General features: G+C 71.8%; 17 protein-coding genes and 1 pseudogene. 7 read left to right on the forward strand and 11 right to left on the reverse strand.

Annotated elements, in window-relative coordinates:
* Window positions 1-5: 5 nt before the first annotated feature.
* The gene (locus tag WAB14_RS08545) at window positions 6-1,352 is read right to left on the reverse strand and encodes a glutamine synthetase family protein (protein ID WP_340269140.1); all 1,347 of its coding nucleotides are present in this window, start codon (window positions 1,350-1,352) and stop codon (window positions 6-8) included.
* 144 nt (window positions 1,353-1,496) lie between these two features.
* Here WAB14_RS08545 and WAB14_RS08550 point away from each other — a divergent pair, with 144 nt between their 5' ends.
* Window positions 1,497-2,336, forward strand: coding sequence for a GNAT family N-acetyltransferase (locus tag WAB14_RS08550; RefSeq protein ID WP_340269141.1), 840 nt, complete (start codon window positions 1,497-1,499; stop codon window positions 2,334-2,336).
* A 34-nt stretch (window positions 2,337-2,370) separates the two neighbouring features.
* On the forward strand, window positions 2,371-3,234 hold the full coding sequence (locus tag WAB14_RS08555) for an alpha/beta fold hydrolase (protein WP_340269142.1): 864 nt from the start codon (window positions 2,371-2,373) through the stop codon (window positions 3,232-3,234).
* 43 nt (window positions 3,235-3,277) lie between these two features.
* Here the strand turns inward: WAB14_RS08555 and WAB14_RS08560 are convergent, their stop codons facing one another.
* Window positions 3,278-3,748, reverse strand: coding sequence for a hypothetical protein (locus WAB14_RS08560; RefSeq protein ID WP_340269143.1), 471 nt, complete (start codon window positions 3,746-3,748; stop codon window positions 3,278-3,280).
* A 109-nt stretch (window positions 3,749-3,857) separates the two neighbouring features.
* Here WAB14_RS08560 and WAB14_RS08565 point away from each other — a divergent pair, with 109 nt between their 5' ends.
* Window positions 3,858-4,238 (forward strand): VOC family protein, encoded by a 381-nt coding sequence (locus WAB14_RS08565; RefSeq protein ID WP_340269144.1) that lies wholly within the window; start codon window positions 3,858-3,860, stop codon window positions 4,236-4,238.
* Window positions 4,239-4,559: 321 nt separating this feature from the next.
* The gene (locus WAB14_RS08570) at window positions 4,560-5,177 is read left to right on the forward strand and encodes a dihydrofolate reductase family protein (protein WP_340269145.1); all 618 of its coding nucleotides are present in this window, start codon (window positions 4,560-4,562) and stop codon (window positions 5,175-5,177) included.
* Between the two features lie 203 nt (window positions 5,178-5,380).
* On the opposite strand, the gene WAB14_RS08575 is transcribed toward WAB14_RS08570, so the two are convergent.
* Window positions 5,381-6,016, reverse strand: a complete 636-nt coding sequence (locus tag WAB14_RS08575) for a TetR/AcrR family transcriptional regulator (RefSeq protein ID WP_340269146.1) — start codon at window positions 6,014-6,016, stop codon at window positions 5,381-5,383.
* Between the two features lie 46 nt (window positions 6,017-6,062).
* On the opposite strand from WAB14_RS08575, the gene WAB14_RS08580 reads away from it, so the two are divergent.
* A complete protein-coding gene (locus WAB14_RS08580) occupies window positions 6,063-6,893 on the forward strand; it encodes an alpha/beta fold hydrolase (RefSeq protein WP_340269147.1) in 831 nt (276 codons plus the stop codon).
* 477 nt (window positions 6,894-7,370) lie between these two features.
* A complete protein-coding gene (locus WAB14_RS08585) occupies window positions 7,371-7,808 on the forward strand; it encodes a VOC family protein (RefSeq protein ID WP_340269148.1) in 438 nt (145 codons plus the stop codon).
* A 168-nt stretch (window positions 7,809-7,976) separates the two neighbouring features.
* Here the strand turns inward: WAB14_RS08585 and WAB14_RS08590 are convergent, their stop codons facing one another.
* Both WAB14_RS08590 and WAB14_RS08595 read right to left on the reverse strand, forming a co-directional pair.
* Window positions 7,977-8,357, reverse strand: a complete 381-nt coding sequence (locus tag WAB14_RS08590; protein ID WP_340269149.1) for a type II toxin-antitoxin system VapC family toxin — start codon at window positions 8,355-8,357, stop codon at window positions 7,977-7,979.
* The gene (locus WAB14_RS08595; protein ID WP_340269150.1) at window positions 8,354-8,605 is read right to left on the reverse strand and encodes a type II toxin-antitoxin system Phd/YefM family antitoxin; all 252 of its coding nucleotides are present in this window, start codon (window positions 8,603-8,605) and stop codon (window positions 8,354-8,356) included. The genes WAB14_RS08590 and WAB14_RS08595 overlap by 4 nt, the downstream gene beginning before the upstream one ends.
* An 18-nt stretch (window positions 8,606-8,623) precedes the next feature.
* Between WAB14_RS08595 and WAB14_RS08600 the strand changes: the two genes are divergently transcribed.
* Window positions 8,624-9,691 (forward strand): hypothetical protein, encoded by a 1,068-nt coding sequence (locus tag WAB14_RS08600; protein ID WP_340269151.1) that lies wholly within the window; start codon window positions 8,624-8,626, stop codon window positions 9,689-9,691.
* 110 nt (window positions 9,692-9,801) lie between these two features.
* On the opposite strand, the gene WAB14_RS18225 is transcribed toward WAB14_RS08600, so the two are convergent.
* The 6 genes and pseudogenes from WAB14_RS18225 to WAB14_RS08625 form a co-directional block, all read right to left on the reverse strand.
* Window positions 9,802-10,197: a DUF6572 domain-containing protein gene (locus WAB14_RS18225; protein WP_377002418.1), complete on the reverse strand. Its 396-nt coding sequence runs from the start codon at window positions 10,195-10,197 to the stop codon at window positions 9,802-9,804.
* Window positions 10,198-10,303: 106 nt separating this feature from the next.
* Window positions 10,304-10,866: pseudogene (locus WAB14_RS08605) on the reverse strand (recombinase family protein).
* Between the two features lie 183 nt (window positions 10,867-11,049).
* Window positions 11,050-11,370 (reverse strand): HepT-like ribonuclease domain-containing protein, encoded by a 321-nt coding sequence (locus tag WAB14_RS08610; protein WP_340269152.1) that lies wholly within the window; start codon window positions 11,368-11,370, stop codon window positions 11,050-11,052.
* Complete coding sequence (locus WAB14_RS08615; protein ID WP_340269153.1) at window positions 11,367-11,687, reverse strand: nucleotidyltransferase family protein; 321 nt, start codon at window positions 11,685-11,687, stop codon at window positions 11,367-11,369. Before WAB14_RS08615 ends, WAB14_RS08610 begins: the two co-directional genes overlap by 4 nt.
* Window positions 11,688-11,825: 138 nt before the next feature.
* Window positions 11,826-12,113 carry a type II toxin-antitoxin system RelE family toxin gene (locus WAB14_RS08620; RefSeq protein ID WP_340269154.1) on the reverse strand — a complete coding sequence of 96 codons (288 nt, stop codon included), beginning with the start codon at window positions 12,111-12,113 and terminating at the stop codon, window positions 11,826-11,828.
* On the reverse strand, window positions 12,110-12,406 hold the full coding sequence (locus WAB14_RS08625) for a type II toxin-antitoxin system Phd/YefM family antitoxin (RefSeq protein WP_340269155.1): 297 nt from the start codon (window positions 12,404-12,406) through the stop codon (window positions 12,110-12,112). Before WAB14_RS08625 ends, WAB14_RS08620 begins: the two co-directional genes overlap by 4 nt.
* Between the last annotated feature and the right edge of the window lie 864 nt (window positions 12,407-13,270).

Below are 13,270 nucleotides of genomic sequence, written 5' to 3' on the forward strand. Positions count from 1 at the left end.
CCGCCTCAGAGCATGGGCAGGTAGCGGCGCCGCTCGAACGGGGTGATCTCCCGCCGGTAGTCGTCCCACTCCTGCCGCTTGTTGCGGAGGAAGAAGTCGAAGACCCCCTCGCCGAGGGTGTCGGCGACGAGCTCCGAGGCCTCCATGACCGAGACGGCCTCGGCGAGGCTGCCCGGCAGCGGGTCGATGCCGAGGGAGCGCCGCTCCGCGTCCGTCAGGCCCCACACGTCGTCCTCGGCGCCCGGTGGCAGCTCGAGGTCGTTCTCGACGCCGTCGAGGCCCGCCGCGAGCATGACGGCGAAGGCGAGGTAGGGGTTGGCCGCCGGGTCGAGTGCGCGGTACTCCACGCGCGTCGACTGCCCCTTGCTCGGCTTGTACATCGGCACGCGGACGAGGGCGGAGCGGTTGTTGTGGCCCCAGCACACGTAGGAGGGCGCCTCGCTGCCGCCCCACAGCCGCTTGTAGGAGTTCACCCACTGGTTGGTGACGGCAGTGATCTCCCGGGCGTGCGCGAGGAGACCCGCGATGAAGGAACGGCCGACCTGGGACAGCTGGTACTCCGCGCCGTCGGAGTGGAAGGCGTTCGCCTCGCCGGAGAACAGCGACAGGTGCGTGTGCATGCCGGACCCGGGCATGCCGGCGAGCGGGCGCGGCATGAAGGAGGCCTGCATGCCCTGGCTGAAGGCGACCTCCTTCACCACGGTGCGGAAGGTCATGATGTTGTCGGCGGTGCTGAGGGCGTCGGCGTAGCGCAGGTCGATCTCGTTCTGGCCGGGCCCGTTCTCGTGGTGGGAGAACTCCACCGAGATGCCGAGCGCCTCGAGCATCGTGATCGCCTCGCGGCGGAAGTCGTGCGCCACGCCCGCCGGGACGTGGTCGAAGTACCCGGCCTGGTCGACCGGCACCGGCACGCCCTGGGCGTCGAGGTCCTTCTCGAAGAGGTAGAACTCGATCTCCGGGTGCGTGTAGAACGCGAAACCCGCCTCGGCGGCGCGCGCGAGCGTCCGCTTGAGGACGTGGCGCGGGTCCTGCGGAGCGGGCTCGCCGTCCGGGGTGAGGACGTCGCAGAACATGCGCGCGGTCCCCTGGCGGCCGTCCGGGCCGCCGCGCCACGGCAGGACGGCGAACGTCGAGGGATCCGGGCGCACGAGCATGTCGGACTCGATGACGCGCGCGAGGCCCTCGATCGTCGAGCCGTCGAAGCCGATGCCCTCGGTGAAGGCGGCCTCGAGCTCGGCGGGCGCGACGGCGACGGACTTCAGCGAGCCCAGGACGTCGGTGAACCACAACCGGACGAAGCGGACGTCGCGCTCCTCGACGGTGCGGAGGACGAACTCCTGCTGGCGGTCCATGGCCCGACCGTAGTGCGTCGCCCGGCTCCGCACCCCAGCGCCCGGTCCGCGTCGCCCGCGCCGTCGGGCCGTTCCGTCGAGCGGGTCCCGGGATCCGCCCGCCGGTCCTTCTGCCGCCCGACCCTCCCCGACACACTGGGGCTCGTGGGTACCGTGCCGACCATCGACACGATCCGGCGGCTCGAGGCGGTCCAGGTCGCCGTCGTCCGCACGCTGGTCGACGGGCTGGTCGCGACGGGGTGCACGGAGCCCGTCCCGACCGCCGTGCCTCTCGGGAGCGGCTGCCTGGTGGTCACTGGCCCACGGCGGTACGTGAACCGCGCGGTCGGGGTGACGCTCGAGGAGCTGGGTCCCGTCGACGTCGAGGCCATCGTGCGGCACTACGCGGACGCGGGCCTGACGCCTGCGGTGGAGGTGTCGTCGTGGGCCCCGGCGACCACGGTCGCCGCGCTGGGGGCGGCGGGCTTCGTCCCGGCCTGGTGTCGCTCCGTGCTCGCCGTCGACGTGCGGGACGTCGTCGCGGACCCGCCGTCGCCCGGGCCGGGTGGGCGCTCGGTGGAGGTCGTCGCGGTGGGAGACGACACCGCGCTGGCCGCGTGCGCCGCGGACGTCATGGTCGACGAGACGCTGCGGGCGGGCGGCGACCGCACCACGAGCGACGAGTTCATGGCCGCGGACTTCTCCTCCCCCGGGGCCACACAGCTGCTCGCGACGCTCGACGGGGAGCCGGTCGGCTGCGGCTCGCTGTGGGTCGTCGAGGACGCCGGCACACGCACGGGGTGGTTGGGAGCGGCGGCGACGGTCCCGTCGGCTCGCGGGCGGGGCGTGCAGACGGCGCTGGTCCGGCACCGGCTCCGCCTCGCCGCCGCAGCCGGCTGCGACCTCGCCGCCGCCACCGCCTCGGTCGGCTCGACCTCGTCGCGGGTGCTGAGCCGCTGCGGCTTCGGCCTGGTCCAGGACCAGTGGGTGGTGCAGCGGGCCTGACGACGACAGGACCGCGCGGGCCTACGCTCGCGCGGTGGACGTGGACGCCGTGGCCGGCCTCGGTGTCCGCCGCTGGGGGTCCTCGTCGGGCCGCGACCCGGTGGTGCTGGCCCTGCATGGCCTGACCAGCACGTCAGCGGTGTGGGCGGACCTGGCCCGTCGTCTCGCCTCGGGCGTGGTCGCTCCCGACCTGCCCGGTCGCGGTGCGTCGGTCGACGTGCGGGCGGCACCGGGACTGCCAGGGCTCGCGGCGGCCGTCCTGCGTGTGGCGGACGACCTCGGGCTCGAGCGGGTCGTGGTGGTCGGTCACTCCATGGGCGCGTTCCTGGCGCCGCTCGTCGTGGCCGGGCTCGGGGACCGGGCAGTGGGCACTGTTCTGCTGGACGGGGGCGCCGCGCCGGAGCGCTCGCCGTTGCACCGGCCCCTCGTCGTGAGGACCCTCGTGGGTCTCCAGATGAGGCGCCTCGTCCGCGACTGGGAGGACGTCGAGGCCTACACCGCGGCGGCGGAGGGCCGGGCGGCCGCCGGCAGAGCGGACCTGCGCGACGGCCTCCACGCGTGGTCGGAGGCCGTCCTCCGTCCCCACGAGGGGGCGCTGCGCCCCGCGCTGGACCCCCGCCGCGTCGTGGCCGACGCCGTCGACAGCCTCTGCAGACCCCCGCACCTGCCGCTGCTGCAGCGCACCGCGGCCCCGGTCCACCTGGTCGCGGCCGTGCACGGCGCCGACGAGGCCCGCGGGCCGTTCCTGTCCGACCGGGCGGTGGCTGCGGCCGCACGGCTCCTCCCGCGCCTCACGTGGGAACGTGCGCAGGCCACCCACGCCACGATGCTGTTCGACCCAGCCATCGCGACGAGCGTCGCCCGCGTGGCCGACGGCGGCCGCGACCTCCCTCGCTGAGGGCCGCGAGCGGCGGACGGCTCCCGCGCCGCCCATACCGCCGTCAGGCGGTGGGCGTGGCGGTGGTGTCCACCCACCGGCGTGGCGGGCGACCCGCGATCTGCCCCGTGAACTCGTCGAACAGCCACATGCGGTAGGCGAGGACGTCCGGGGGTGTCTCGAGGGTGAGCAGGTACCTGCCCTGGCGGCAGTAGGCGTCGACCTCCGCCTGCAGCGCGCGGAGACGTTCGACCGCCTCCGCCAGCGCGGTCGGCGCCTCGTAGACGATGTCGACGGACGTCTCCCCTCTCGCACGCGCCTCCGCCATGCGCTCCTCCCGCAGCGCCCGGAAGGGCGTGACGTCGGTGGTGACGCTCCTCACCACCTCGAGGAACCGCGCCGGCAGTCCGCTGTCGTCGGCCCCCGCCCGGCTCACGCCCAACGAGATGAGTGCCATCTCACGGGCCAGGCCGTCGTGGTGCTCCTGAGCGCGCTCGGCGAGGTCCAGGGGCAGCCCCAGGATGCGCACGGTCACCGTGTCCATCTGCCCCCGTCCGTCCGCCGCGACCGGCACCAGCGTAGGGGCGCCGTCATCGCCACGGCCACGTCCCAGGGCGGCCACCGGTGGCTGGGAGTCTGTCGTGATGGTGGAGCGCATGCGCTGCGAGCTGTTCCCCGGCGACCTCGACGTCGCCGTCACGTTCTACGTCGACGTCCTCGGCTTCACGGTCGAACGCGACGAGCGGTCGTCGGCCTCGCCCTACGTCGCGCTGGAACGCGGCACCGTCCACGTGGGGCTTGCTCGGCGTGAGGAGGCGGTCGACGTCGATCACCGACGTCCACCGGTCGGGGTCGAGCTCGTCCTCGAGGTCGGCGACGAGGTCAGCGACCTGGTCGCAGCCCGCGACCGGGCGGTCGGCGCCGGCTGGCCCCTCGACGAGGACCTGACCGCACGACCGTGGGGGCTGGTCGACTTCCGCCTGCTCGACCCGGCCGGCTACTACTGGCGAATCACGACCGGATGACGACCCGGAGAGCCCTGCGCGAGGCATGGGCATCGTCTGCTGGACCGGGAGTGCCCAGACCACGCGACGCGCAGCGCCAGCCGCGAGGGAGGGACACCACGGTCCCATCATCGACCCTGGCCGGTTCCTCCCCGAGCTGCTCGACCGGGTTCGCTCGCCTGTCCCTGCCAGCACGTCGACTGACCGTCGCCCGATGGTCAGTTGCCGATCGGCGGCCGGAACCGTGTGGCCACGCTGCCTCGTGGACGTCTGGCCCAGGTCCCGACCGCTGACCCTCCGCCTCGTGAGCCGGGTGCGCCTGGGCGGTACGTCGATGCGGCGATGAGTTCTGCGCCCCAGCTCGGTCGACCCGGCATGCACACGATCACCGTCGTCGAGAACGTCTCGCTGGACGGCGTCGCCCAGGCGCCCGCGTCCCCAGAGGAAGACCGCCGGGGAGGCTTCGAGCACGGCGGGTGGGCGTTCCAGCACCTCGCCTCCGACCCCGAAGCCATGGAACGGGCCATGTCCGGTGAGCCGGCCGCCGCCATGCTGCTCGGCCACCGCACCTACGACCAGCTCGTCGGGCACTGGCTCAGCACCCCGGACGACAACCCCTTCACCGAGCTGCTGCGGACCACGCCGAAGCACGTCGCCACCCGGGACGCGACCGTCGACCTGCCCCACCCGAACAGCCACCGCCTCGTGGGTGAGGCCACCCAGACCGTCGCCGCACTCAAGGAGCACGGTGAGGGGGAGCTCGTCGTCCTGGGCAGTCTGGCGCTGGTCCGGGACCTGACCGCGGCCGGGCTCGTCGACCGGTTCGTGCTCACCACCATCCCGGTCGTACTCGGCTCCGGCGCCAGGCTCTTCGAGGGCAGCCACGTGACGCTGGAGGTCGAGCAGACCTGGGCCTCGGAACGAGGCGCCGTGGTCGCCACCTACCGGGTGGCACGCTGACCGACCGGGCTCCGCCGCACGACGGCGCACCCACCGAGGGATCGTCCAAGGGGAGCTTGTGGCCGATGACGGGCGAGGTCGCTTCCGCGCGAGCGATCGCCGTGGGCGACGCCACGGCGTCACGTCCGACTGTGCCGCGTCGGTGACGCCGAGTTCGCGGCGTCTTGCGGTCGTGTCGAGGTCCGTGGCCGCCCTGGCCGGGCTCAGCGGAGGAGGCCCAGCACCAGGGCGTCGACCGTTCTGCTCAGGAGATCTCCATCGGCAGCCGGCGGGCGCGAGTCGGCGAAGGCGGTGGCGAGGTGCGGGTGTGTGCGTGCCGCGGCCGCAAGAGCCTCCACGGTTCCCGCAGGTGGGCTGGTCGTCGCGCGTGCGAAGAGGGATGCGGCGCCGGTCAGCATCCCGAGCAGCTCGAGCTTCGCCGTGCTGGTCGCAGGTTCATCGGCGAGGATCTGGAGCCCTGCCTCGAGGACGGCGACCGCGGCGGGTCCCGGCCGGACTGTGGGCAGGGTCTCGACCAGCCACGGGTGCGCCCGCATGACGTCCACCTGGGCGCGGACGAGATCGGTCAGATCCTCCGTGATGTCGCCCGTCGGCATCGAGAGGGACAGGTCCTCCAGCGCGAGGTCGACCATGGCCTCGACGAGGTCGTCCTTGGAACCGACGTAGCGGTAGAGCGCGGTCGGGGTCAGCCCGACCTGCTCGGCGACGGAGCGGATGCTCACCGCGGCGAGGCCGGAACGGTCGGCGAGCTGCACCGCGGCCCGGCCCACCTCGCTCTTGGAGCGGCTTGGCGCGGGTCCCCGCCGACCCTGCCGCGCAGTCGGCTTGCTCACGCTCACGCCGTCACCATAAACTGTGCACAGCGTTCACAGTAAGGAGAGCGGCGTGCGGGACCAGTGGGTGTCCGACGGGCGCGGCGGCAGCTTCCGGGTCCGCTCGGTCGGGCAGGGCCCTCCCGTGGTCGTGCTCCACGGCGGTGGCATTGACTCCCGTGAGTACGAGCGGTTCGCCCGCGCCCTCGGGGAGCACTGCTCGGTGCACCTGTACGACCGAAGAGGCCGGCCCGGCGCTCCACCTCTCGGACCGGGCCACACCGTGGAGGTCGACGTCGACGACCTCGCACGCGTGCTGGACCACGTCGGTGCCACGCGCGTGATCGGGCACTCCGGCGGAGCGTTCGTGGCGGCGCGCGCCGCGCTCCGCCTGCCTGTGGAGCGCCTGGCTGTCTACGACCCGGGCATCTCGATCGACGGATCGGTCGCGACGGCGTGGTTCGAGCCGTACCGGCAGGCGATGCGCTCCGGCGACACGCTGCGGGCGATGGCGCTGGTGGGCGCGGGGGCGGACCCCGACGGAGCTGCCGCGCGACTGCCGCTCCCGCTGCAGATTGCGGTCCTCCGCCTGTTCGTGCGGACGCCGGTCGGCCGACGCATGCGGGAACAGCTGCCGACGGTGGAGACCGAGGTCGGGCAGATCATCGCGAACGACGCCCCCGCCGAGGCCTACGCCGGCATCACCGCCACCACGCTGCTGGCCCACGGCGCCAGGAGCGCCTCCTACTTCGGCGACGTCTGCGAGGCGCTCGCCGCAGCACTGCCGGATGGGTCCGCTCTGCGCATCCCACGTGCGTCCCACAACGCCATGAACATCGCCCGGCCCGCCTTCGTCGAACCCTTCGCCCAGTTCCTCACCGCACGCACCACACACACCAGCTGAAGCCCCCGTTCGACGCCTGCTCGCGCGAGCTGACCGACGAGCCATCCGAGTATCTGGAGCTCGGCGACGAGGTCGAGGTCGTGTACGACCCCGACAGTCCGTGGGATGCAACCGCTGTTGGGGACGAGTCCCGCACTGCCTGGATCGTCGCTCTGGTCGCGGTCGTCCTCGCGATCGGCGCGCTGTGGGAGTGGGCGCGGTGGGCTAACCGCCGCTGGCCGGACCCGAGCCTGCGGAGAGCGGGACGGCGACCCCGCTCACGCGATGTGAGTGGCCGAGGCGGCGGCGAAGAAGGAACGGCCGCTCCGGCGCAGGCGCAAGAAGCGCATGCGGCGCGGCCGTTGAGCGGCCGGGAGTAGCCCGGTCCTGCGCGCGACTCTCGAAGAGACTGCCCAAAGCCGCCGGTAGCCGATCCCTCTGCGCGGGTCCCGCGCGACGATCCTCATCCGGCTTCCGTACGGGCTTAGCGTGCCGACCATGCCCATCAAGCTCGAGAACGTCGCCATCGCCGTCCGAGACCTCGAGGCCACGATTGCCTTCTTCACCGACCTCGGGCTGACCGTCCTCGGCCGTGACGAGGTGAGTGGTGAGTGGGCCGACACCGCCGTCGGCCTCGACGGCAACCACGCCAAGATCGCTCTCCTGGAGACGCCGGACGGCGATGGCCGGCTCGAGCTCTTCGAGTACATCCACCCGGACCCGATCGAGACGGAACCCACGCTGGCGAACGAGATCGGGATGCACCGCGTCGCCTTCTCGGTGGATGACCTCGAGCACAGCCTCCGCATCGCGGCACGACACGGTTGCCGCCCCCTGCGCGGTGTCGCGACCTACGGGAAGATCTACAGGCTCACCTACGTCCGCGGACCCAGCGGCATCATCGTGATGCTGGCCCAGAAGCTCCAGCCGAGTTGATCACCCGCCGCGACCCGGCCATCCCAGTCGCGCCCGCCGGTACGGGTCCCCCGGGATGCCGCAGTCAGGCGCTAGCCACCGTCATGCTGCGCTTCCAGAACGCAGCCAGAGGCTTGCACGGCGGAGCGTGCCAGTGACGATCGGCTACCGGCCGGCAAGGCCGGCGGGTCAGACGCCGACGATCTCGAGGATGTCCTCCAACCCGTGCAGGTCAGCGACGTTCCGGGTGTAGAGCCGGGCATCGTGCGCGTGAGCTGTCGCGGCGATGAGCAGGTCCATCGTCCGCGCTCGGGGCTGCCGCCCGGCCGCCACGACCGCGGCGGCGAGGCGGCCGTAGCTGGCCGCCACCGCCTCGTCGACCGGCAGCGCGTCGAAGGTCTGCTGCAGCCGCGACAAGCGACGCAGCCGCTCGGCCCGCACGGCCGGATCGGTGGCCACCAGGACACCGAAGTGCAGCTCGGACAACGTGGCGGCACTGATTGCCAGCTCGCCTTCCAAGGGTGCGACGTCGGTGGCGATGACGACGGAGGTGTCGAGCAGGGCTCTCACCGGGCGCGGTCCCACGGGTCGAGGAGCTCGCCGTCGAGACGGTCGCGGTCGGTGTCCCACTGCGGATCGGCGGGCCCGTCGAAGACGTCGGCAACCTCGGTCCACGACTGCCAGGCCCGCGGTCTCACCGGGACCAGACGAGCACTGGGTCGTCCAGCGACTGTGATGAGGACCTGTTCCCCGCCCTCGACGCGACGCAACAGGTCAGAAGCCTGCTGGCGCAGCTCGCGCAGCCCGATCGTGGTCACCGCTCTAGTGTTGCACAAGTGCTACCGCGAGGGGCGCCCTTCGTCTGCCCCTCGCCGATCAGGGATCGTCATCCGGCGATCACGCGCCGAGCCGTGGGCTTGTCAGCTGCTCCTCCCATCGGCGTGGGTGCGAAGGTGCGTGACCGTCGTGTGGTGGAACCACGAGCGGGGCGCGGTCGTCCAAGCGGCATGAGGCGGGGTGTCGTCGGTGCCGTGGCTGCGGCGCTGGTGCTGGCTGGGTGCGGAGACCCGGCCACCCCCACGGGTGTCGGGGGCAGCGCCGGGTCGCCTTCCGCGGTGTCGGTGATGTCGGGCGGCCCGGTCGCCACGCGGTATCCGGTGACCGTGATCGATGATGGCGACGGGGCGGTCGTCTGCCTCGGTGGCGTCGCGGAGTCCTTGCCGCCGCAGTGCGGGGGGCCACGTGCCATCGGGTGGGACTGGGCCGACCACGAGGGCGCCTACGAGGAGGCCGCGGGAGTTCGGTTCGGTGTTTTCGCCGTCACCGGCACCTTCGACGGCACGGAGCTGACGGTCACCGACGCGCTTCCAGCCGACGAGTGGATCGAGGAGTCCAGCGGCGCCCGCGACGTGGAATTCGGCTCACCGTGCATGGAGCCCGCCGAAGGGTGGCCGAGCGACCTTGTGCCGATGGGCACGGAGAACGGCGTCCTCGAGGCGGCCCAGCGGCGCCCGGACTACGCCGGTGGGTGGGTGACGCAGCGAGACCCCAGGGACCCCATGGAACTGGACCAGGCGCTGGCTGACGACCCGGACACAGGAGTCGTCCCGCCGATCGTCAACGTCCGGGTCACCGGTGACCCGGCCGACGCAGAGGCCGAGCTGCGACAGCTGTGGGACGGCCCGCTGTGCGTGACCACTGCCGAGCGCACCGAGAGCGAGCTGCGAGCCATCCAGGACGAGGTGTCCACCCGCGACGGAGTCCTGGGCTCCAGCGCTGACGTCGTGACAGGTGCCGTCGACGTCACGGTCACCTACGACGACGGATCCCTGCAGTCAGAACTCGACGACCGTTACGGCGCGGGCGTCGTGAGGGTCACGTCCGCGCTCGTACCGGCCGGTTGAGGGAGTGCTCGGCGTTCGGCTAAGTATCGCGTCTCGGGGTAGTCGACGTCGCGTCCGCACCGCGGAAGAGGAGCGTGGATGGAACAGCGAAGCGCGCTGCTGAGCGCGCGTCAGTTGACACGGACGAGGAGGGACCCTCCATGGCGAGGCAGCCGTACAGCAAGCATGTCCAGAACCGACTGCGTCCGGGCATCCGGGGCGCCGCTCAGGCTGTTGATGACGATGCGCCAAGGGCGCCCCACCGACTCGGGGAACCGCCTGGCCATCTCGCCATCGAGAGGGAAGGAGACGTACGTGTGCACCTTGTCCTGCAGCGATCGGATCTGAGCATCGGAGCCGGTCCAGGGACTTGATTGCACGACGATGAGCTCCGTCACCCGGTCGGCCGCTTCGGCGACCAGGTCGACCTTCAGTGGGTCGAAGGTGAAGTCCTTCGTCTTCCGAAGCGCACAAGGGAAGAGTAGGTCGCCCGCGGTGCGCGCTGGCTGCTTCGAGCGGGTCGTGATAGACGACCGTCCAACGGGACGGCGGTGAGCGGGAGCGCGCGGGGAGCCGCGCGGGCGCCGACGTCCCGCAGCGGTGTGATCGGCGGGACGCCGGCACCATCTGGCGTCAGCCCTGTGATGCCGCCGTCGTGAGTCCGGCTCGTGCCTCGGCGCGTTGCCGGTGGAGGGCGCGGTAGACGGTGGAGCGGCCGATGCCGAAGAGGTCGGCGATCTCCGCGGTGCTGTACTCCCCGCTGTGCACCAGGGACACGAGGTGCGCTTCCTGGCGACGGTTGAGCTTCGACTGCCTGCCCCGTAGCCGTCCCTTCGCCTTCGCGATCCTCATGCCCTCCCGAGTGCGCAGACGGATGAGGTCGGACTCGAACTCGGCGACCATCGCGAGGACGTTGAAGAGCAGCCGTCCGACCGCGTCGGTGGGGTCGTAGACCGACCCGCCGAGGGACAGACTGATCTGCCGTGCGGTGAGCTCGTCGGCGATGGCCCGGGCGTCGGGCAGCGAGCGGGCCAGGCGCTCGAGTTCGGTCACGACCAGGGTGTCACCGCCCCGGCACACGGCCAGTGCCTCCCGCAGTCCCAGTCGTTCCCGGTTGGTGCCGGTCAGGCCGTGGTCGACATAGATCCGATGGTCGCAACACCAAGGACGGCCAGTGCCTGCCGCTGCGCCGTCAGGTCCTGCTGCTCGGTGGAGCAGCGGGCCTACCCGATGAGCAGCGCGTTCATGACGCACCTCCCGAGTGGGGCTCGGCCGACACCGCCAGGGCGCGGGCGGCTCGGGCATCGGGCTACGCCCGACCGTGGCAGGAGACAGTCGACCTACTACCGGGACCGCCGGTCGTCCGCTTCCCGTACGTGTCAGCTGTGGGTGACGACCGCCAGGAGCGTCGACAGCTGGTCGTCGACGATGTCGCGGACCAAGTCGGGGTCCACGCGGAAATGCTCGTGCACGACGACGTTCCGCAGCCCCGCAAACGACGACCACGGAACGTCCGCATTCTCGGCCTTGAAGTCCTCGGGAAGCCCCTTCACGGCCTCACCGATGACCGCGAGGTTCCGCAGCACTGCGTCGTACGCCATCGCGCCCAGTTCATCGGAGTCGAGGTGCTCGCGGTAGGCCAGGCAGCGGGCGATGGCGGCTGCGATGTCGTCAAGGCGAGCCGACTCGGATCGGGTCACACGGGGACCGCGTCAGCCAACGCGGTGGCCGATACCGTGTCGCGCAGCAGCGGGGGCGCCACCACGTCGACATGGACGCCTAGGAGCTTGCTCAGGTCCTCAGCGAGACCAGACACGCGCAGCAGCTCGTTACCGAGGCCGGGAGCAAGATCGACCAACAGGTCGAGGTCGCTGTCGTCGTGAGCGTCGCCGCGCGCCACGGACCCGAACACTCGCGGGTTGGACGCCCCGTACCGGTGCAGGACGTCGTCCACGTGCACGCGGTGTGCGGCCAGAACAGCCTGAAGCCGCCGTGCTGCAGCATTCGGCTCGCTCATGTTCCGAGGGTAGCCACGTGCCGCAACCGAGCACGGGAAAGCGCGACCCCCTCGGCCAAGACCCGTCGCCGCTGAACGATCCCCGGATGGTGGAGTCGCTCACGACTTCCTGGGTACGACTTCGGGGAACCGACACGTTCAGGGGCGGTAGGCGTCGCGGCGGTGTGCGATGTCCAGGACGGACACCGTGTGCTCGTGCTCGTCGATCCGGTAGACGACGCGGTAGGTCCCGCGGCGGGCGCTGTGGCGGTCCTGAAGTGGTGGCCGCAGCGGCTTGCCCACCCGGTGGGGGTTATCCAGCAGCGGGCCGATGATGAACTCGTAGGCGGCGAAGGCCGCTGCTTCGGGCAGGACTTCGGTCAGTTGTCGCCGGGCGGTCGGGGCAATGACCAAGGTGTAGCGGTCGTCCTCGGACGACGGGCTCACGAGGGGGCTGGGTCCCGACGGGCGTGCATGGAGGCGGTGAGGTCGGCCTCGGACTCCCCGAGGCCGGCGGCGAGCTCGGTCTCGGAAGCACGCAGGCGGGCGACGGCGTCCCCGTCGGAGAGTACGGCGATCGTCTCTTCCAGTGACTCGAGGTCGGCCGGGGCGATGAGCACGGCCGAGGGGGTGCCGTGAACGGTGACAAGTACTCGCTCGTGCTGGGCGCCGACACGGCTGACGACCTCGGACAGATGCGCCTTGGCCTCAGCCAGGGACATGGACGTCGACGGCGTCATAGTCACAAGTGTGACCACTGTAGGACGCCCTGTCCACCACGACCGCCTGGGACTGGTCGCGCGGAACGCGCGCCGGTGCGGGATGGTCGCGCGTGCGGTGCCAGAGACGCCCGTTGGAGACGGTGCTAACCACCCTTGATCGAAGGCCCGGGTGTTGTTGAGGGCGGAGCCCCCAGCAGGTCCCGCACGTCGAACTGGCGGAGTAGGCGTCGGCATCTCCATGCCGAGGAGAGCATGACGGCGCTCGTGGCGAACATGACGACCGTGAGGGTGACGTCGACCGGGCCCGTGAGGACGTGGGGCCGGTTGGGTACGACTCGAGTGGTCGCGATGCCGGCCATCATGAGCCCCGGCCAGAACAAGCTCGCTCCCGAGCGGGCTGAGCTGATGGCGACCTCACGATCGGGGTCGTCGGCGTCGGGGAGCTGGCCTCGACGGAGCGCAGCCCAGACGCGTCGCTGTGTCGCCCTATCGGGTCGCCGCCCGTAGTGCGGCCAAGTGCGGTTGAGGGCACGCAGCCCGAAGACGGCGAACACGACGGTGCACGCCGCCAAGGCGCTCCCGACGACCGACCACACGCCGTCCACCGCGCCATGATGCGGCACCGGACCAGGCCAGGGGCGCGAACAGCGCTCGCGCCGCGGGCGGGCGTCGGCTGTGCCGCAATGGATCCTCACCTGGGACCCGCCGCGCCGCTTCGTCTGGCTGTGGAACGACGAGCTGCTCACCCTTCGACCTCACGCCGGTCGACGGCGGGACCGACCTCGCGCTCCCCGTTCGCGTCGGCACCAAGGCCCCCGGGGCGGACAAGGTCGCCGCCGGGTACCACGTGTGCCTCGACCAGCTCGCGGCGCTCGTCGACAC

The organism is Aquipuribacter nitratireducens, assembly GCF_037860835.1.
Taxonomy (GTDB): Bacteria; Actinomycetota; Actinomycetes; order Actinomycetales; family JBBAYJ01; genus Aquipuribacter; species Aquipuribacter nitratireducens.